The sequence below is a fragment of the Compostibacillus humi genome (assembly GCF_014637175.1).
GTDB lineage: Bacteria > Bacillota > Bacilli > Bacillales > Amphibacillaceae > Oceanobacillus > Oceanobacillus humi.
Genome location: NZ_BMEV01000005.1, coordinates 37,391 through 56,614, shown reverse-complemented (window position 1 = coordinate 56,614; position 19,224 = coordinate 37,391). Strand labels below are relative to the sequence as shown.

General features: G+C 46.6%; 16 protein-coding genes and 1 pseudogene. 4 read left to right on the top strand and 13 right to left on the bottom strand.

The genetic code is table 11. The features are described from left to right. Positions 1–1,841 precede the first annotated feature (1,841 nt). From IEV18_RS02260 to IEV18_RS02230, 7 genes and pseudogenes are all read right to left on the bottom strand, one after another. Positions 1,842–2,666 (bottom strand): annotated as a pseudogene (locus IEV18_RS02260) (aldo/keto reductase). A gap of 107 nt (positions 2,667–2,773) precedes the next feature. After that, positions 2,774–4,234: a sodium/proline symporter PutP gene (gene putP / locus IEV18_RS02255; protein WP_188390748.1), complete on the bottom strand. Its 1,461-nt coding sequence runs from the start codon at positions 4,232–4,234 to the stop codon at positions 2,774–2,776. 292 nt (positions 4,235–4,526) lie between these two features. Further along, a complete protein-coding gene (locus tag IEV18_RS02250) occupies positions 4,527–5,354 on the bottom strand; it encodes an aldo/keto reductase (protein ID WP_188390747.1) in 828 nt (275 codons plus the stop codon). A 170-nt stretch (positions 5,355–5,524) separates the two neighbouring features. Beyond that, entirely contained in the window at positions 5,525–6,328 is an 804-nt protein-coding gene (locus tag IEV18_RS02245) for an aminoglycoside adenylyltransferase domain-containing protein (protein ID WP_188390746.1), read from the bottom strand. A gap of 139 nt (positions 6,329–6,467) precedes the next feature. Then, positions 6,468–7,499, bottom strand: coding sequence for an ABC transporter permease (locus IEV18_RS02240; RefSeq protein WP_188390745.1), 1,032 nt, complete (start codon positions 7,497–7,499; stop codon positions 6,468–6,470). Next, entirely contained in the window at positions 7,486–8,439 is a 954-nt protein-coding gene (locus IEV18_RS02235; RefSeq protein WP_188390783.1) for an ABC transporter ATP-binding protein, read from the bottom strand. Before IEV18_RS02235 ends, IEV18_RS02240 begins: the two co-directional genes overlap by 14 nt. Continuing rightward, positions 8,440–9,582, bottom strand: coding sequence for a COG1470 family protein (locus tag IEV18_RS02230; protein WP_188390744.1), 1,143 nt, complete (start codon positions 9,580–9,582; stop codon positions 8,440–8,442). 135 nt (positions 9,583–9,717) lie between these two features. Between IEV18_RS02230 and IEV18_RS02225 the strand changes: the two genes are divergently transcribed. The 4 genes from IEV18_RS02225 (at position 9,718) to IEV18_RS02210 (ending at position 12,300) form a co-directional block, all read left to right on the top strand. After that, complete coding sequence (locus tag IEV18_RS02225; protein WP_188390743.1) at positions 9,718–10,296, top strand: RNA polymerase sigma factor; 579 nt, start codon at positions 9,718–9,720, stop codon at positions 10,294–10,296. Then, positions 10,293–11,015: an anti-sigma factor domain-containing protein gene (locus IEV18_RS02220; RefSeq protein WP_188390742.1), complete on the top strand. Its 723-nt coding sequence runs from the start codon at positions 10,293–10,295 to the stop codon at positions 11,013–11,015. The genes IEV18_RS02225 and IEV18_RS02220 overlap by 4 nt, the downstream gene beginning before the upstream one ends. A gap of 134 nt (positions 11,016–11,149) precedes the next feature. Further along, positions 11,150–11,620 (top strand): DinB family protein, encoded by a 471-nt coding sequence (locus IEV18_RS02215; protein WP_188390741.1) that lies wholly within the window; start codon positions 11,150–11,152, stop codon positions 11,618–11,620. A gap of 86 nt (positions 11,621–11,706) precedes the next feature. Then, the gene (locus IEV18_RS02210) at positions 11,707–12,300 is read left to right on the top strand and encodes a class I SAM-dependent methyltransferase (protein WP_229733514.1); all 594 of its coding nucleotides are present in this window, start codon (positions 11,707–11,709) and stop codon (positions 12,298–12,300) included. A gap of 1,146 nt (positions 12,301–13,446) precedes the next feature. Here IEV18_RS02210 and IEV18_RS02205 read toward each other — a convergent pair. From IEV18_RS02205 to IEV18_RS02180, 6 genes are all read right to left on the bottom strand, one after another. Continuing rightward, positions 13,447–14,385: an MBL fold metallo-hydrolase gene (locus IEV18_RS02205; protein ID WP_188390739.1), complete on the bottom strand. Its 939-nt coding sequence runs from the start codon at positions 14,383–14,385 to the stop codon at positions 13,447–13,449. Positions 14,386–14,396: 11 nt separating this feature from the next. After that, positions 14,397–14,801 carry an acyl-CoA thioesterase gene (locus tag IEV18_RS02200; RefSeq protein WP_188390738.1) on the bottom strand — a complete coding sequence of 135 codons (405 nt, stop codon included), beginning with the start codon at positions 14,799–14,801 and terminating at the stop codon, positions 14,397–14,399. A gap of 39 nt (positions 14,802–14,840) precedes the next feature. Then, the gene (locus tag IEV18_RS02195; RefSeq protein WP_188390737.1) at positions 14,841–15,821 is read right to left on the bottom strand and encodes an NAD(P)H-dependent flavin oxidoreductase; all 981 of its coding nucleotides are present in this window, start codon (positions 15,819–15,821) and stop codon (positions 14,841–14,843) included. Between the two features lie 12 nt (positions 15,822–15,833). Continuing rightward, positions 15,834–16,613 (bottom strand): enoyl-CoA hydratase/isomerase family protein, encoded by a 780-nt coding sequence (locus IEV18_RS02190; protein ID WP_188390736.1) that lies wholly within the window; start codon positions 16,611–16,613, stop codon positions 15,834–15,836. A 266-nt stretch (positions 16,614–16,879) separates the two neighbouring features. Continuing rightward, complete coding sequence (locus tag IEV18_RS02185; protein ID WP_188390735.1) at positions 16,880–17,983, bottom strand: CaiB/BaiF CoA transferase family protein; 1,104 nt, start codon at positions 17,981–17,983, stop codon at positions 16,880–16,882. A gap of 88 nt (positions 17,984–18,071) precedes the next feature. Then, positions 18,072–19,223: a thiolase family protein gene (locus tag IEV18_RS02180; protein WP_188390734.1), complete on the bottom strand. Its 1,152-nt coding sequence runs from the start codon at positions 19,221–19,223 to the stop codon at positions 18,072–18,074. Position 19,224: the final 1 nt, after the last annotated feature.

Below are 19,224 nucleotides of genomic sequence, written 5' to 3'. Positions count from 1 at the left end.
GAAAAACGGAGAAATAAGGAAGGGGAGCATCATCCGTTAAGTACGTTGATTGATGCCGCTTGGGGCACAGCATGGAAGTTTGTTTGATTTAGTTTCAGAGTTAGGCTGAAACGGAACGGGACTTATTTTTATCACGCTGTTGCTCGGGCTCGCTATCTTATTCCGGGGCTAGCCCGCTAGTATGTTTGGTTTACTGAACCTCGGCAGTTTGTCCCTGGAATTTCCGTATGGATTCTGCCGTTTATTTTTCTTATGGGAAATACGATAGAATGTTTTTCGGAAATCGGCGGTTGGCAGCAGGATTTCGGCGCGTATTTAATTATTTCGGCGGTCCTCCCGTTTTTTCGAGCGTTCATAAAAATTTTTCAGCGCTCCGGCGTATTTCAGCGATATTGCGAAATTTTTCGGCAGTCCTCAACATTTTTCGGCGCTTCTTCCGTTTTTTCTAACTCTCTTAAAATTTTTTCGGCGGTCCTGCATATTTCGGCGATAATGCGAAATATTTCGACGGTCCTCAATATTTTTTCAGTGGTTCTTCCGTTTTTTCTAACTCTCTTAAAATTTTTTAAGCGCTCCGGCGTATTTCAGCGATATTGCGAAATATTTCAGCGGTCCTCAATATTTTTCGGCGGTCCTCACGTTTTTTCGAGCGTTCATAAAAATTTTTCGGCGGTCCGGCGTATTTCGGCGGTTTGGGGGAATTTTTCGGCGGTCCTCAATATTTTTTCGGCGGTTCTACCGTTTTTTCTAACTCTCTTAAAAATTTTTCAGCGGTCCTGCGTATTTCAGCGATATTGCGAAATTTTTCGGCGGTCCTCAATATTTTTTCAGCGGTTCTTCCGTTTTTTCTAACTCTCTTAAAATTTTTCAGCGGTCCTGCGTATTTCAGCGATATTGCGAAATATTTCGGCGGTCCTCAATATTTTTCGGCGGTTCTTCCGTTTTTTCTAACTATCATAAATTTTTTTCAGCGGTCCTGCATATTTCGGCGATAATGCGAAATATTTCGGCGGTCCTCAACATTTTTCGGCGCTTCTTCCGTTTTTTCTAACTCTCTTAAAAATTTTTCAGCGCTTCTGCAGTTTTCAGCGATAATGCGAAATATTTCGGCGTTCCTCAATATTTTTTCAGCGCTTCTTCCGTTTTTTCTAACTCTCTTTAAAATTTTTCAGCGTTCCTGCATATTTCGGCGATAATGCGAAATATTTCGGCTTTCCTCAAAATTTTTCGGCGCTTCTTCCGTTTTTTCTAACTCTCTCAAAATTTTTTCAGCGGTCCTGCGTATTTCGGCGGTGTTGCGAAATATTTCGGCGTTCCTCAATATTTTTTCAGCGGTTCTTCCGTTTTTTCTAACTCTCTCAAAATTTTTTCAGCGCTCCGGCGTATTTCAGCGATATTGCGAAATTTTTCGGCGGTCCTCAATATTTTTTCAGCGCTTCTTCCGTTTTTTCTAACTCTCTCAAAATTTTTTCAGCGCTCCGGCGTATTTCAGCGATATTGCGAAATTTTTCGGCGGTCCTCAATATTTTTTCAGCGCTTCTTCCGTTTTTTCTAACTCTCTTAAAAATTTTTCAGCGGTCCTGCATATTTCGGCGATAATGCGAAATATTTCGACGGTCCTCAATATTTTTCGGCGGTTCTTCCGTTTTTTCTAACTCTCTTAAAAATTTTTCAGCGCTTCTGCAGTTTTCAGCGATTTTCAACATCATTTCAGCGCTCTTCCATTTATTTCAGCGCTTCTCCCGTTTTTTGTAACGCACCAAAAAAGTTTTCAGCGTTCCCGCGCACTACAGCATCAAAAAAACGGAGAAATGCTGCTTTCGCATTTCTCCGTTCCGCTTTTATACAAAGGTATCCGGGTTGGATCCGCACCGGTCGTTGATATTCAATCCGCTGATTTGTTCCATTTCCGCTTCCGTTAAGGAAAAATCGAAAATATCCGCATTTTCCTTAATGCGCTACGGCTTCGTTGACTTTGGAATCGGAATAATGTTGTTTTGCACGTGCCAGCGCAAAATAATTTGGGCAGGTGTTTTGCCGTATTTTTCCCCGAGTTCCACGAATAGCGGCAGATCGAGAATACGCGCCTTTTTCAGCGGGGACCAAGCTTCCATTTGGATGTTTTCCTTTTCGCAAAAAGCTCTCAGTTCTTCCTGGGTTAAGTGTGGGTGGCATTCCACCTGATTCACCACCGGCTTCTCGTTGGCGCGGACAAACAATTTTTCCAAATGATGAACGTGAAAGTTGCTCACCCCAATTGCCCGTACAACCCCTTCATCATACAGCCTTTCCAGCGCTTTCCACGTTTCCGGAAACTTTCCCGTTACCGGCCAGTGAATTAAATACAAATCAACATAATCCATACCGAGCTTTTTCAGGCTGTCATCGAAGGCTCGGAGCGTATTGTCGTACCCGTGCTGGTCGTTCCACACTTTCGTAGTGATGAACAGCTCTTCCCGCGGAACGCCCGACTCTTTTACCCCGATGCCGACCCCTTCTTCGTTTTCATAATAAGAAGCAGTATCGATAAGCCGGTAGCCATGCTCGATGGCTGCCCGCACCGATTCGATCGTCGTCTTGCCGTTTTCTACTTTATACACCCCGAGGCCAAAGCCAGGCATGGTTACTCCGTTATGTAATTGCACTCTATCCTGCAAACTAGTTATCACCAAAATCCCTCCCGCAATGACGTTGTGTGACTAAATCATATCATAATTTTCCCAATCCATATAAACATCCGCTCCTTCCTGGGAAGAAGCGGATTTCAAACAACTCAGCTTTCCGCCATTTGCCTTGCTCGTTCAAATTCCTCTTCCATTTCCGGTTTAACTTTCGTAAAGAGGCTGACAACGACGGCTAAAATTAAGTTCAATAAAAAGCCTGGCACAATTTCATATAAATCGAAAATACCGCCGCTCATATTTCCCCAAATGACGACAGTTACCGCCCCGGCAATCATGCCGGCCATGGCGCCGATAGCCGTAATCCGTTTCCAGAACAGAGACAATAAAATTAACGGACCGAAAGATGCGCCAAATCCGGCCCAGGCGTAGCTGACAAGACCAAGCACTGTATTTTCCGGATTGCTGCCGATAATCAGGGCAATCACAGCAATAACTAAAATCGACAGCCGGGAAACAAACAATAATTCTTTATTGGATGCATTTTTTCGGAAAATGCCTTTATAAAAGTCCTCTGCCAGCGCCGAGGAAGAAACGAGCAGCTGGGAGTCGACCGTACTCATAATCGCCGACAAAATGGCTGCCAGGAGTACGCCGGCAACAACCGGATGGGTGAGCACTTGGGACATTAAGATAAACACTTCTTCCCCGTCCCCTAGCGTAAGGGCACCTGTTTGCGCAAGAGCAAAACCGATAAACCCGACGAAAATGGCACCGTACAATCCGAGAACCATCCACGTCATGCCGATAAACCGGGCTTTTGGCACTTCTTTATGGGAGCGGATTCCCATAAAACGGACGATAATATGGGGCTGGCCAAAGTAACCAAGTCCCCAGGCCAAGTTGGAAATAATGACCATCGCACTGACACCCGCCACCATTTGCAGATGTCCTTCGCTCGCCTGGCCGACGATATTTAGCGTTTCCTGCCAGCCGCCTATTTCACTGATGGCCACAACCGGTAAAATAATTAGAGCTAATAACATTAAAATACCTTGAATAAAGTCCGTCCAGCTTACGGCAATAAACCCGCCTAAAAAGGTGTAGGCAATAATGACGATGGCACCAATCCATAATCCTTGGGTATACGTAAGGTCGAAGGATGAACTGAATAATTTTGCACCGGCCGTCATTCCGGAAGCCGTATAAATTGTGAAGAAAAATAAGATGACAAGGGCAGAAACAGTACGGAGAATATGGGTGTTGTCTTTGAAACGGTTTTCAAAAAAGTCCGGAATGGTAATGGAATCATTGGATAATTCTGTGTACGTCCGGAGCCTTTTCGCGACAAGTTGCCAGTTTAAATACGCTCCAATCGATAACCCGACAGCAATCCACGCTTCCACAAGACCGAAAGCATAAATCGCTCCAGGGAGTCCGAGAAGCAGCCAGCCGCTCATATCGGATGCACCGGCACTTAACGCAGCGACACCCGGCCCTAACTTTCTCCCGCCGAGGAAATAGTCGGCGATGTTGCTCGTTTTCCTAAACCCGTAAATTCCGATGGCAAGCATACCGGCCAAATAGACGATAAACGTAATTAACGTTTCCATTTAAACGATCACCCCTTTTTGAATAATGAGACTCCCGATAAGAGAATAATGAGAAGCATCGGAACGAACAGCCAAAAAATCGTACCCGCCGAAAGGGCATACTCTTCCATCTCATCCCTCCTTTCTTTCTAAAATTATACTATTTTCTGACTATTACATAAAGTCTTAATTTGTTTATGCTTTATTTAAAAAGTACTACCAGTGTATCTCCCGAAAGTTCGCTAAAAGCCCAGTCGCCTGCCGCCGATGACAACAATAAAAAACGGAAAAGTGCATGTTCCGCACTTTTCCGTTAGACAAAAGTATCCGGGTCGGGACCGCTGCGTTCGTTTAGATTTAGCGCACTGATCTCCTTCATTTCCCCATCCGTCAAGGAAAAATCGAAAATAGCGGCATTTTCCCTGATTCGCTCCGGTTTGCTCGATTTTGGTATCGGAATAACGCTATTTTGCACTGTCCAGCGCAAAATTACTTGAGCCGGGGATTTCCCGTATTTTTTCCCAATGTCAAGAAGAAGAGGATGATCAAGCAAGCGCCCTTTTTTCAGCGGCGACCAGGCTTCCATTTGAATGTTTTCCTTCTGGCAAAAAGCTCTGAGGTTTTCCTGGGTTAAATGGGGATGGTATTCCACCTGGTTTACCGCCGGTTTGACGTTAGCATCGGCAAACAGGCTTTCCAAATGATGAATGTGGAAATTGCTCACCCCAATGGCGCGCACCAAACCTTCGTCGTACAATTTTTCCAACGCTTTCCACGTTTCTATAAACTTTCCGGTCACCGGCCAATGAATCAAATAAAGGTCTACATAATCCATGTTCAGTTTCTTCAGGCTTTCGTCAAAGGCCTTTAAGGCATTATCGTAGCCGTGCTGGTCGTTCCAAAGCTTCGTTGTGACAAAAACTTCCTCCCGGGGAACTCCGGATTCCCGAATTCCTTCGCCGACCCCTTCTTCATTTTCGTATAATGCGGCCGTATCGATCAAACGATAGCTATATTGGATCGCAGTTTTTACCATTTCTGCAGTTTCCCGGCCGTTTTCCAATTTGTACACGCCAAAACCAAAACCAGGCATCGTCACGCCGTTATTTAACGTCACGGTATCCTTTAAACTTTTTATCATTTCCATCCCTCCCGGTTTCCAATCAATAAAGACAAATCCGCCTGATTCGTCAATAATCTTTCCGTTTTTTCATTATAGATGATTTCTGATTATTTTACAAAATTGGGATTTGTTCCATACTTTTACAGTAATAGGATCATTTAAGATTTACGCTTATTTTCAAAACCCAGTTACTCCTGTTTAATAATTTTTTGAACATTGTCCGATACGTAATGCTTTAATAAGACCAACTCAGCGATTGTGAACGTATTTGCGTCGTTTCCGTTTTGATAACAATCGACCACTTTGCCAATTGTATTTCTTAATTCTTGTGGAAAAGTTTTAAGCCCCCATTGGCCAGCCTCTATTTTTGATGATATTACCCCTTTTTTCAGGTACCTAAATACCCTTATTAAGTTTAAAGAACAATAGATCGGGTCTTCGGAGATGTTCTCTAAACACTCCCGATAGTCAGCCAATATGGACGATAAATAATCTGACTTTGGAATTGCCGGAAATACGTCTTTAATCGCTTTACCTTCTATACAAATGCCTCGATGATATGTAATCGTTAAATGTGCAGCTAAATCTGTATCTGTATCTGTTTCACCATTTGTTAACGGAAAATTACCATTCATCAAGTCTTTTTCGAACCGTTCCCTCCAACACTCGCTATAATGGAAATCGAATGGACATGGATGCTGCCAATGCTGTAATTGAGCAGTATTCAGGAAACTTATTTCAATCGGGTAAGGAGAATTTGAATGTTTTAACAGAAGCAGGGCTAAATTTGTCCTATCTTTATTTTCTATCGGTTTGTTCGTAATTACCAAAACATCAATATCACTGCTTTTCGGATGAAACCCGCCCATAGCTAAAGAACCATGGATATAAAAACCAACGTAATTGTCCGTTAAAATTTCCTTTATCCCTTTATTCAGATGTTCAATAAATGTTTTTATGTCAGTCGGACATGTTTTCCAATCATACCCCATCTTACATTTCCCCTCTTCTTTCACCGGTCTGTCCGCAAATTTTGTTAGTTCATTATATCATTCGTTTCCAATATGCTTCTAAAATTTTGTCATTCAAAGCCGGCCATGAAAAAAGCCGCCCCCTGGGGACGGCTTCCTTTTAGTTCGAACGGATTTCCTGACGCATAAAAGCAAGATAGGCGATGGCGAAACAAACGAGGGTGGCGGCGATTAACCCGGTGAGCTGCGGCCAAATCAGGAGCAAGCTTTGGGTTAGCGGCAGCGGACCGGCAACAGCGCCAACCGTCTGTTCCACCGTAAGCGGTCCGACACTGCGAATATTCGGCGACAGCAGTATCGTCGTCGATTCCTCAAACAAGTAGCTCGGCGACAGCCGCATTAAATTGAGGACGAATCCTTGCCGGCTGACCGCATCGGCAGCATCCGTAATGACCTCCGGATTTAGTATTGATTTGGACAGAAGCTGGATAATCATGCCGTAAAACACTTGGAAAAAAATCCAGATGGCAATGCTTGACAGCGCCGATGTCGCCGAGTTTTTGAAGACGACGGAAAAAAGAATCCCTAAATTAAGCCAAAAGGCGATATAAACGATACAGAGCACCAAGAAGTAAAAGATGCGCAAAAATTCTTCAACCGTCGGCGGAATCCCGAGCATCAATATCCCGAGGCCCATGACGATAAAGCCGAGGGAAAAGAACAGCACGACGTTCAGCAATAAGGACGCGACAAATTTGGCGTTCAGCACGTAGTCCCGGGGAATCGGCTGGGACATAAGCCGGCTTAACGTGCCCCGATTCCGCTCCGAATTAATCGCATCAAATCCGAGGGCAATGCCAAAGAGCGGTCCGAGAAAGCCGACAAAGGTAATAAAGGCCGGCAGCGTCCCGTCAGAAACGGTGAACAGCTTCAGAAACAAATAAAGGCTCCGGCCGAGTTCTTCCGCCTCGCTATTGTCGATGGCATCAGATATCGTCGTCATCGCTGTGTAGAGGGAACCGAAGCAGGCAAGCATAATAATCGCAAGCAAAATGATAATTCGCCAGCTGCGGATGTAGTCGGTAAACTCTTTCCGGACGAGCACGAAAAACGCCGACGGGTTCCCCCGCTCCACAGAAGTTTCCTCGTTTCGTTTCGGGATTATTTTTTCCCGGATGCTAGCGAGATTCATGTTCATCACGCCCTTCAAAATAACGATGGTATATTTCGTCCAGCCCGTAATTTTCGTTGCTGATCTGATGTAATGCTGCTCCGTGTTCCACGATGATGCGGCTTATAAGGGACGCAATATTTGCCGAACTGTACACATCGATTCCGTCTGCGGTTTCTTCCACTTTTGATACCGGGTCCAGCTGCTCCAGTTTTTCCAACAGCTTTCCGTCCACCGGATGCGCCTTCACCCGGGTAATAAAGGAATCCTGCTGGAACAGCTGTTTTGCCAGACTCTCTATCGTCCCTTCCGCCAGCAGCTCGCCTTTGACAAAAATGCCGACCCGGTCGCAAATTTGCTGCACCTGATGGAGATGGTGGGAAGAAAGGAGCACCGTAATTTTCTCCTCTTCGCTTAAAGACTTAATCAGCGCAAGCAGCTCCCGCACCCCTTCCGGGTCAATTCCGAGGGTCGGCTCATCCAAAATGATCACTTCCGGGTTTTTCATTAACACATCAGCCAGACCAAGCCGCTGCTTCATCCCCCGGGAATATTTCCCCGTCTTTTTATCGGCTGCGTCAGTGAGATTCACTTTTTCCAACAAATAGTTCGCCCGTTCCAGCGCTTCTTTCCGGGGAATCTGGTTCAGTTCGGCGGTATAAATTAAGTTTTCCCTTCCTGTCATATGCTGATAAAAGCCGAGATTGTCCGGTAAATAGCCGACCCGCTTTTTCACTTCAATCGGCTGCCTTAACGAATCGATGCCGCAGACCCGGACCTTCCCGGAAGTCGGTTCGCTCAGTCCGAGCATCATTAAAATCGTCGTCGTTTTCCCGGCGCCATTCGGGCCGAGCAGGCCAAAAATTTCCCCTTTTTCGATGGAAAGAGAGAGGTTTTTCACGGCGTACTGTTCGTCGTACTGCTTGCTGACGCGATCCAGCTGGATAATCGGAGCCATGATCTACCTCCTCCCGTATTTTTTAATAATGTAATACAGCCCTGCCACCACCGCTAAAATAATAACAATCCCAACAATGCCCCAAAGGGTGGACGTTTCTACCGAGATGCGGAAATCGGCTTCAGCACTCGACTCCGCTGCCGATGCTTTAAAGGTGGTCACGTAGTCGCCGGCGATCGCATTGTCCGATGCTTTCACCGTTGCCTTTACCGTGGCAGATTCTCCCGGTTTAATTTCCGGAATCGAATTTTTATCAAACTCGGTTTCCCAATCCGGCGGAGTTTGGGCCGACAATTCCACATTAGTAAGCGGTGCGGTACCTGTATTTTCGATGACTAAATCAATAATCCGCTCTCCCCCGGACGTAATGTCCGCACTCAAATTCCCTTTCGGCGTCGTCAAAACCATATCGTAAGAACCGGTAATAACGGCCTCCAAGGTCGCTTCCGCCTTCGTTCCGCTGCCATTCGCCGTCACTGCAATTTCATACGTGTCTGCACTCGCATTTTCCGGCGGCGTCACATCGATTGTAATGTCTGCTTCACTGTTTGGTTCGACGGATACGGACGTTACACTGTCGCTTCCCGACTTAAACTGGACGGCCCAGCCTTCCGGAGCATTGGCTGTCAGCGCATAATTTTGTTCCTCGGCAGTCCGGTTTCTTAACGTGGCCGAATAGGAAAAGGAAGAGTCGGTTTGTCCTTGCAAATTCGGCTGATCCACATTTAATTCCGTCGCAAAGGTTCCTTCTTCCGTCAAGGTGACGAGAAACGGCAATTCCGCCTTCTCTCCGTTTTGGTCCGTCGCCACTAACGTAAAGCGGTAATCGTCCTGTTCAATTTCCAGCGGCACCGTCACTTCCACGTTCAGCTGTTCTTCGTCCCGGACGGATAATTGCTTAATCGCATTTCCTCCCGCTGTCAGTTTGTATGTCCATCCTTTCGGCAAACCTTCCATGTCAAAGGTGACATGTTTAATTCCTGAATCGTTGTTAATGACATCGACGGTATAATCGATCGTCTCCCCCGGCGTCACTGCCAGCCCCGTATACGGCGTGTATAAGGTGACTTGGGCAAATGCCGGTGTTGCTGCCGTAAAGGTAAAAAGAAGAATAAGCGCAAAAATCACACTAAATTTTTTTACCATTCCTTTTTCCCCCTTTTATATTTTCAAACTAGATACGAAGAAGAGGAAAAAATAGATTTATGTTAGAAAAAATTTTTTCGCGTGAAACTATTTTTCTCGTAAATCGTCTAATTTCAGATGGAAGGGGGATTGGCCATGGATGGGAATCAGGAAGACATCCGTCTGATGGAAAAAATCAAACAAGGCTCCCAATCTTCTTTTGAGCTGTTTTATGAAAAATATATCCGGTTTACGTTCCATATCGCCCTGCAAATTGTCGGCGACCGGACCGAAGCAGAAGACATTTGCCACGATGTGTTTCTCGAAGTATTGCAAAAATCATCCCAATACAAACCGGAAAAAGGCAGCGTCAAAGCATGGCTGGCGGTGAAGACGAAAAGCCGTTCCTTAGACAGATTGCGGAAAAAGAAGCCGCTCTTGATTCATAAATTGGAATCATTGGATACGGAAGAGGAACACCCGCTTGATTTGCTGTTTATCCATGAAATGGAAAGGCATCTGATTATCGATGCGTTAAATCATATTCCGGAAAAACAGCGGGAAGCAATTTACCGCTCCTATTTCCAAGGGGAAACCCATCAGGAAATTGCAAAAGAAATGAATAAACCGTTAGGCTCTGTGAAATCCTTTATCCGTTACGGGCTGAAAAACTTGCGCAAACAAAAGCCGCTCGTGAAGTGGGTCGAGCCGGAACGGGGGTGGAAACAGCAATGATACATATCCCGGAAGAGAAAATCATAGACTTGGCATTAGGCAATATTACGTCGGCGGATGAACTGGCCGAGCTGGAACATCACTTGGCAAGCTGTGCCCATTGTCAGCAAAAGCTGTCAGCCTGGCGCCGGATGACGGAAACCAAATCGAATATCGAACCGTCTGCCGCATTGAAAGAGAAAATTTGGCAAGATGTAACGGCGGAGAAGCCACGGCGGAAAACAGCGAAAGTGCCGGTGATTGTTTCCATTGCCGCTGCAGCAGTACTCCTCTTCGCCCTAGGATTGTATCAGCTGAAACCGACGGTGGATTCGCCGGTGATGGAAGTGGCGCAAAACGACGATATTGCTGAGGAAAATTTACTCCATTATCCGGAGACGAAGCAGCTGGCGATTGTCCCTGTTTCCGATTTCAACCATATCCGGGGGAATTTGTGGATCAACAATTTGACAGAGGAAATGCTTCTCGAAGTGGACGGACTGATCCGGCTGAAAGGGCAGGACTATCAGCTTTGGATTATTTACGACAACAATGATATTCAAGGGGAACTCCTCTCCATCGAGGACGGCGCATCAAGGGTGCTCTTTAAAGGGCCGGACATCCGCGAATTTAAGCTGATTAAAGCGAGCGTGGAACCGAAAGGCGGCAGCCAGAAGCCGACGGGACCAGAAACGTTTGTCGTGCCGCTGAAGCAAGAGATGAATTATTTTGGCTTTTAATGGCGACAATGGTAACAGCTCCCCGTTAGCCCAAAATGAATACACCTCTCAAGTCAACGGGGATGATAGGCTGGTCCATCGCTTTAGAGCTTTGACCAGCCTTTTTTGTGAATTTTGTTGAGGTGACTGATCGGATGAATCAATATAAGAAACAGATTTTGGACCATTATCAAAACTCCATTGATTTTGTCATGTCGCTGAAACGTCTGTCGGAAAAGGAATGGAGAACCCAAATCGGCGAGGATAAATGGACGATTGCCGAGGTGATCGGCCATTTCCCGCCTTGGGACCAGTTTGTGATGCAGCATCGGATTCCATATATATTTTCTGACTTAGAACTTCCGAAAGGGCCGGATACGGAAAAAACGAATTCCGCATCGGCAAAAATAAGCAGAATGGAAGAAAAAGAAGAGACGATCCATCGATTTATTGCTGCGAGAAAAGAATTGTATGAAGCAATACAACAAATTCCCGATGGTTGCTGGGAGAAAAGAATACGAATCGGCAAAACGAAAATGTTTCTTTATGAATATTTTTATGGCCTGATGGAACACGACCGTCACCATTTTGGACAGATAAATAGGACGCTGCAATCAGGAGAATGATACTTTCATAGGCGGGTGCTTTTTGCCGGTATTTGTCGGAATATTTGGGAGATTAGGGGGATTTATGAGGAATGAGGAAATTTTTCATGCAATTTCAGAAGCCCGAAGGATGGTTCGGCAGTGTGGCGGGAAAGCTTATGGCCGCCGTCGGGACGGAAAAACACGAATGGACCATTTCATTACTAAATGTCGAAAAAGAAGATAACGTCTTAGAAATTGGCTTTGGGCCGGGGATTGCCATCCAGCGGCTGACGCAAATCGTTCAAGACGGGAAAATCATCGGCGTTGATTATTCCGAAAAGATGCTGAAACAAGCAAGCAAGCGAAACAAAAAAGCGATTCAAAACGGAGTTGTCGAGTTAATCCAGGCGGATGTTCACCAGCTTCCTTCTTTTGATTTTTCGTTTGACAAAGTTTATTCCGTTAATTCGATTCCATTTTGGAAGGAGCCGGCGGAAGCTTTAAAGGGAATCCGGAAAGTTATGAAGGACGGCGGGATAATCGCTATTACCGTGCAGCCGTTTGCAAAAGGGGTTACCATGGACACGGCAAAAGAGACCGGGGAAAACGTGATGAATGATATGAAAGCAGCAGGCTTTGCCGATATTCGGCTGGAACTGAAGCAAATGAAGCCAGCCCCGGCAGTATGCGTACTTGGGGTAAATAAGAAATATGGATAGTGTTTTTTTCTTGGGCTATGTTTTTTTATTGGGCTATGTTCTCTTGGGCGGAGTCTAGAGAGCGGTTGTTTTGACCGATTGGGCGCTGGAACTAGACTATAATGGACTTTTATGAGCGGTTCAGGAGCGAAAATTGGATTCTATCAGTCTTTAGAGCGTTTCTATGAGACTTTCGGGCGTGGGTTATCGATTTTTTCTGGCATTAGAACGTTTAGCGGTGAATTTGTTTTTTATCTGTCTTTAGATTGCCTCCTATGAACATTTCGATAGGGAAAATCGCATTTTATCGGACATTAGAATGCTTCTTAAAAAACGGGCTCTATTAGACTTTAGAACGCTTCTATGAACACTTTTGGCGCAAAAAATGAACTCTTTTGGGCTTTAGAACGCTTCTATGAGCACTTTTGAGGCAAAAAATCAACTCTTTTGGGCTTTAGAACGCTTCTATGAGCACTTTTGGCGCAAAAAATGAACTCTTTTGGGCTTTAGAACGCTTCTATGAGCACTTTTGGCGCAAAAAATCAACTCTTTTGGGCTTTAGAACGCTTCTATGAGCACTTTTGGCGCAAAAAATCAACTCTTTTGGGCTTTAGAACGCTTCTATGAGCACTTTTGGCGCAAAAAATCAACTATTTCGGGCTTTAGAACGCTTCTATGAGCACTTTTGAGGCAAAAAATCAACTCTTTTGGGCTTTAGAACGCTTCTATAAGCACTTTTGACATAAAAAATGAACTCTTTTGGGCTTTAGAACGCTTCTATGAGCACTTTTGACATAAAAAATCAACTCTTTTGGGCTTTAGAACGCTTCTATGAGCACTTTTGACATAAAAAATGAACTCTTTTGGGCTTTAGAACGCTTCTATAAGCACTTTTGGCGCAAAAAACGGGCTCTATTGGACTTTAGAATAATTCTATGGACCGTTCGGACATAAAAATCCGATTCTTTTGGTCTTTAAGGCGCTCTTATCTACCAAGCTGGTGCGGAAAACGAATGCTATCCGTCTATATCATCCCGTAATACGGCTCAAAAAACTAGAATAATGTAATTCCTCCGCGAAAAAGAAATGCCCACAGAAAAATCCCAATTCCTGTGAGCATCCTATCGCACTGCTCCCCTAAAGCAGCAGCTAAATATAGCCCGCCACCTAGCGATAATACCAATAGACTCCATTCCGCAGTTCGCACACACACTCGTGTTTTTCCCGCAAATATTCCAGATGGGCGATCGTTTCGCCAATGGCAAAGCGCATTTCGTGAATCGTTTTAATATGAGGGAAAAGTTCGCGGCAAATGCCGTATACCGTATTCCCCTGTTCCACTGCCTTCCTCGTCGCATCGAGCCGCTCCTCGTGATGGGCGATAATTTCATCAATGCGCTGATTCGCATCGTAAAAAGGCTTTCCATGGGACGGCACGACCAAGTCTGCATTCAGAGCGCGAATTTTTTCCAATGAGGAGAAATACCGTTTGAGCGGATTTCGCTCTCCGTGGAACCAGTAGGAAATATTCGGTGTAATCCGCGGCAAAATATGATCGGTGGACAATAAAATGCGCTTTTCCCGCTGAAAGAAAACGACCAGCCCGTCGGAATGTCCCGGCGTAAAAAACACTTCAAAATCCAAGCTGCCGATGGTGATGTGCTGCCCCTCTTCCAAATAGTGATTCACCGTTGGATACGGCGTAACCCGCGGGATAAATTCCTTCGTATTGATGACCATATCATTGGCAATATGCACCGGAATTCCCGCCAAGACATAGGAATCGTGCAGCTTGTTGATCCAGTCCAGTTCCCAGGCGTGCAGCCCCGAATGGGCATCGATTTTCGACATATGCACGTCGGCTCCGTATTTTTCCTGAAGGCCGCCAGCATAGCCGAAATGGTCCGGGTGGTAGTGGGTTATAATGATATCCGTTACCTGTTTTCCTGCCAATTCCTGTTCCCACCGGTGGACGGTTTCTTTATTATGCAGTCCGGTATCGATGATTTTCCAGCCCTTTTCTCCCTCAGCGAGAAAGCAATTGACATGATTCAGGCGAAAAGGCAGGTCCATCCGGATGAAATGAATCCCGTATTCCTCTAGCAAAACATCACTTCCTATTCTTCCGTTTTAGGAAAAAACTTTCGAATTTCTTCTGCGACGGGAATGCTTTTACGCTGTTTTACATCAAACATAACGTTCGTCACTGCCGCTTCAGCAACGACTTCCTTCCGCTGATTGTACATCACTTGCCGGAAAACAAAGCTTTTGTTCCCAAGCCGGTGAGGAATTGTATGTACGGTCGGCCGGTCTTCCAGCAGCAGTTCCTTTTTAAACTGGATATCGAGACGGACGAGGACAGTTCCGATTCCCCGTTCATTCATTTGGGAAAAGGAGATTCCCGCCCGCTCATACCAATCTCCCCGCGCCTGTTCCAAGTATGCTACATAGAAAGTGTTATTGACATGGCCCAATTCATCGATATGATTGGGCTCAATCGCAATCGTCGTAACAGTTTCCACGGCAATCTCCTTTCCGTTTCCCGGGCGTGCAGCCCTTCCTTATTTTTCGAAAGCCATATGTTTATTAATAATTTTCTGTTTTGCCGCTTTATAGGAAAATTCCAGTTCGGCAACGATTTCTTCCACCGTCTGATTCGTCTTGTCAATCGGGCCGACGCCTTGCCCTGCTCCCCAAATATCTTTCCATGCTTTTGCTTTCGAATTGCTTAGCTCGGATAAATCGATTTTTTCTTTGCTTTTTAATTTTTCCGGGTCCAGCCCGGCGCGGACAATGCTCGGAAGAAGGTAGTTGGCGTTAATTCCGCTAAAGGCATCCGTGTAAATAATATCTTCGATGGTCGCATCGGCAATTGCCTGTTTATATTCTTCCTGAGCCCGGCTCTCCTTCGCTGGGATAAACCGGGTGCCGATATAGGCAAAATCTGCCCCTAAAATTTCCGCTGCCAAAATATCTTCTCCCTTTGTCAGCGTGCCGGCGAGAGCAATCGGGCCGTCAAAAAAGGTGCGCACTTCATGGATAAATGCGAACGGATTGTACGTGCCGCCGTGCCCCCCAGCTCCGGCCGAAACGAGAACGAGACCGTCGCTTCCCTTTTCGATTGCTTTTTTGGCATATTTTATATTGATGACGTCGGAGAAAACGAGCCCGCCGTAGCGATGGACAATTTCCGCCACCCGGGACGGATCGCCGAGGGACGTAATAACAATCGGCGGTTTAAAGCGTTCAATCAGTTCCAAGTCTTCCACGTACCGTTTGTTGGACCGGTGGGTAATGTAGTTGATCGCCCACGGTGCAACCTTTTTATCCGGGAATTGTTTCTGATAGGCTTCCAGTTCCCGGTTAATTTCCTCCATCCACTCCGCAAGCATGGATGCGGTGCGGGCATTTAAGGCGGGAAAGGAGCCGATTATTCCAGATTTGCATGCTTCCATGACCATCTCCGGACCGGAGACGAGAAACATAGGTGCCATTATGACGGGAATGCGTAAATTTTTCTTGATTTCCTCGATTTGAAACATCATCCCAACCCCTTAACGGCCGCGGAATTCCGGCGCACGTTTTTCCAAAAAAGCATTCCGTCCTTCTTTAAAGTCCTCAGACTGGAAGGTGACCGCCTGGCTGTAAGCTTCCAGCTGCAGCACGTCTTCTAATGACATATACGGCGCCTGATGCAAAATCCGTTTTGCCATCCCTAATGTTTTCGTCGGGCCTTGAGCGAGCTGTTCAGCAAATTTCCGTGCTTCCGCCAGCGCTTCGCCTTCTTTTACGATCCGGTTGATAAGACCGAGTTCTTTTGCTTCTTCCGCCTTCACCATCCGGCCGGTGAAGATGAGTTCTGCAGCAACATGCATTCCCACCTTTTGCGGGAGGAAATAGAGGCCGCCAAAATCAGGCAGGGCTCCCACTTTGCAGAAGATTTCCGAGAAGGCTGCGGTCTCATCGGCAATGATGATGTCGCAGGCAAAAGCTAAATTGCATCCCGCTCCGACTGCCGCTCCGTGAACTGCTGCAATAACCGGCTTTTCCATATTGTAGAGTCCAAGCACCGCTTCATGGCCTTTTTGCAGGAATTCCTTTACTTGGAGCGGATCGGAAACGTCGATGCCAAAATCTTTTAAATCCCCGCCGGCAGAAAAAGCTTTGCCGCTGCCGTACAAAATTACCGCCCGCACATCCGGGTCATTTTTCGCTTCATCCACTGCTTTGGCCAAGTCGAGCGCCAAGTCTTTATTCAGCGCATTTAATTTTTCCGGGCGGTTCAGCTCAATTTCAAACACCGCCCCGTTCCGTTTCGTATTTACCGTCGTCATCCTACATCCTCCTTTATAAACATCACCGGTGCCAGGCATTCCCTAAGCCAGGTCCCGCCGGTGTGCCAGTACTTTGAATGAGCATTCAGTCAATGTATTTCAATCTTAAAGTAAGGCTGTTAAAATTGTCAATGAAATGAAATTATTTTTAGTTATCTTTTAATTCTAATTATAGCGGAATTAGTTACCAACAGTAGTGAGCCTTTCAATATTACACATCCCTGCCGCAAACGCAGTCAAATATCCCTGCATTTTCTCTAATTCCTTTACGGCAAAATTTCTTCTGTATGTTCGCCCAATTGTGGTGCTGGTGTACGGATTGCTGCCGGAGTTTCCGATAATTTAATCGGATTTGCCACGTATTTACCGGCCTCCAGTTCCTGAATCATCCCCCGCTCCTTTACGTGCGGGTTCTCCACCATTTCTTCCAAAGTCAAGACTGGTGACACACAGGCGTCCGTCCCGGCGAAAATATCCATCCATTCTTCCAGCGTTTTTTGCTGGATTGTTTTTTGAATTTCCTGCTTCATTTCATCCTGCTTTTCCGCTGGCGCATATAGCTTATCAATCAAAGATTCCTTCCCGATTTTCCGGCAAAATTGTGCCCAAAATTTAGGTTCCAATGCTCCGACAGCCAGCCAGCGCCCGTCCTTTGTTTCATATACTTCGTAACAGGCAAGTCCTCCGCTCAGCATCTGTTCTCCCCGGCGCGGCTGAAGGCGGTGAGATAAAAAGCCTGGAAGTGCGGTCTGCAGCCAGGAGATGACCCCGTCCATCATGGAAATATCGATAAACTGGCCTTTCCCTGATTTTTCCCGTTCAAAGAGGGCGAGCAAAATTCCGACTGCAGCCGGCCATGCTCCGCCGCCAAGATCGGCAATTTGTGCTGCCGGCACGACAGGTTTACCGCCCCGTTCTCCCATTAAATCGAGTAGTCCGCTATAGCCGATGTAATTAATATCATGACCGGCCCGATCCCGGTATGGGCCCGTCTGTCCGTAGCCGGTAATGGCACAATAGATGATTTTTTCATTCACGTTTTTCAGCTTCTCGTAATCAAGGCCAAGCCGCTTCATCACACCAGGACGGAACGACTCGATGACGACATCTGCCTGTTTCGCTAATTCAAGAAACGCATTGCGCCCTTCGTCCGTTTTTAAATCGAGGCAAATGCTTTTTTTATTCCGGTTTAAGGAATGAAACATGGAACTGCTTCCGTCGACTTTCGGTTCAAAAGCCCTCGCATAATCGCCTGTCCCCGGCTCTTCCACTTTAATGACCTCTGCGCCAAAATCAGCCAGAATCATCGTACAATAAGGTCCCGGCAATAACCGGGTTAAATCCAATACCCGGACTGAGGTAAGCGGCATCTGTCTCCTCCTTTCTCTTAAAGCACTCCGCCTGACCCAATGCGTAACATGGGCGTGATAAGTCTCGGCCAAAGCCGGCGGGCTTACATTAATCCAGCCGTTCGATAATTGTGGCGTTCGCCATGCCGTGGCCTTCGCACATCGTTTGCAAGCCAAATCTCCCGCCGGTCCGCTCCAGCTCGTGCATCATCGTAATCATCAGCCTGCCGCCGCTTGCACCAAGCGGATGTCCTAAAGCGATCGCTCCGCCGTTCGGATTTACTTTTTTCGAATCTGCCCCCGTCTCCTTCAGCCACGCCAGAACAACCGGGGCAAAGGCTTCATTCACTTCGAAAATATCGATGTCCGCTAATTTCAGTCCTGCTTTACGCAGCACCTTCTCCGTTGCCGGAATAATGCCGGTCAGCATCAAAGTCGGGTCCGAGCCGACTACCGTCCGGGCAAGCACCCGAAATCTTGGCTTCAGTCCCAATTCCTCAGCCTTTTCCCGGGACATCAATAAAATCGCATTTGCCCCGTCGCTAATTTGGCTCGAATTCCCCGCCGTAATCCGTCCGTCTTCCTGAAAGGCCGGCTTTAAGCTTGCCAGTTTTTCCAAACTCGTATCAGCCCTCGGCCCTTCATCTTCGGTTACCAGTTTTGTTGTGCCGTCTTCCAAGCTCACTTCCAGCGGCATTATTTCCCGCTCAAACCGGCCTTCCCGCTGCGCCTGGATTGCTTTTTCGTGGCTTCGCAATGAAAACGCATCCAATTCTTCCCGGGAAAAACCCCATTTTTCCGCAATCCGCTCTGCCGATATCCCCTGATGGATCATTTCGTACTTGGACGTTAATTTTTCGCTAAAGGGCACCTTCAGCCGATTGGAACCGATCGGAACCCGCGACATGTTTTCCACACCGCCGGCAACGACTACATCCATATCTCCGCTAATAATTGCCTGGGCGGCAAAATGCACAGCCTGCTGGCTCGACCCGCATTGGCGGTCAAGCGTGACACCAGGCACGTCAATCGGGTATCCTGCCGTTAAAGCAGCTACCCGGGCAATATCCAGCGACTGCTCCCCCACTTGGGACACACAGCCAAAAATGACATCCTCGATCATGTCCGGCTCCATTCCTGTCCGCTTCACCAATTCCTCCAGCGGCTTTGCTGCCAGGTCATCAGCACGGATGCCGCTTAGCAGCCCATTCCGTTTTCCAACCGGCGTGCGCACTCCCTCTACAATTACCGCTTCTCTCATC

Excerpts from the sequence above, each read along its gene's own strand:
- IEV18_RS02225 (WP_188390743.1), top strand. The coding sequence starts at position 9,718 with ATGGATGGGAATCAGGAAGACATCCGTCTGATGGAAAAAATCAAACAA.
- IEV18_RS02215 (WP_188390741.1), top strand. The coding sequence starts at position 11,150 with ATGAATCAATATAAGAAACAGATTTTGGACCATTATCAAAACTCCATT.
- IEV18_RS02250 (WP_188390747.1), bottom strand. The coding sequence starts at position 5,354 with ATGATAAAAAGTTTAAAGGATACCGTGACGTTAAATAACGGCGTGACG.
- IEV18_RS02185 (WP_188390735.1), bottom strand. The coding sequence starts at position 17,983 with ATGCCGCTTACCTCAGTCCGGGTATTGGATTTAACCCGGTTATTGCCG.
- IEV18_RS02180 (WP_188390734.1), bottom strand. The coding sequence starts at position 19,223 with ATGAGAGAAGCGGTAATTGTAGAGGGAGTGCGCACGCCGGTTGGAAAA.
- IEV18_RS02195 (WP_188390737.1), bottom strand. The coding sequence starts at position 15,821 with ATGTTTCAAATCGAGGAAATCAAGAAAAATTTACGCATTCCCGTCATA.
- putP (WP_188390748.1), bottom strand. The coding sequence starts at position 4,234 with ATGGAAACGTTAATTACGTTTATCGTCTATTTGGCCGGTATGCTTGCC.
- IEV18_RS02245 (WP_188390746.1), bottom strand. The coding sequence starts at position 6,328 with ATGGGGTATGATTGGAAAACATGTCCGACTGACATAAAAACATTTATT.
- IEV18_RS02210 (WP_229733514.1), top strand. The coding sequence starts at position 11,707 with ATGCAATTTCAGAAGCCCGAAGGATGGTTCGGCAGTGTGGCGGGAAAG.
- IEV18_RS02230 (WP_188390744.1), bottom strand. The coding sequence starts at position 9,582 with ATGGTAAAAAAATTTAGTGTGATTTTTGCGCTTATTCTTCTTTTTACC.
- IEV18_RS02240 (WP_188390745.1), bottom strand. The coding sequence starts at position 7,499 with ATGAATCTCGCTAGCATCCGGGAAAAAATAATCCCGAAACGAAACGAG.
- IEV18_RS02190 (WP_188390736.1), bottom strand. The coding sequence starts at position 16,613 with ATGACGACGGTAAATACGAAACGGAACGGGGCGGTGTTTGAAATTGAG.
- IEV18_RS02220 (WP_188390742.1), top strand. The coding sequence starts at position 10,293 with ATGATACATATCCCGGAAGAGAAAATCATAGACTTGGCATTAGGCAAT.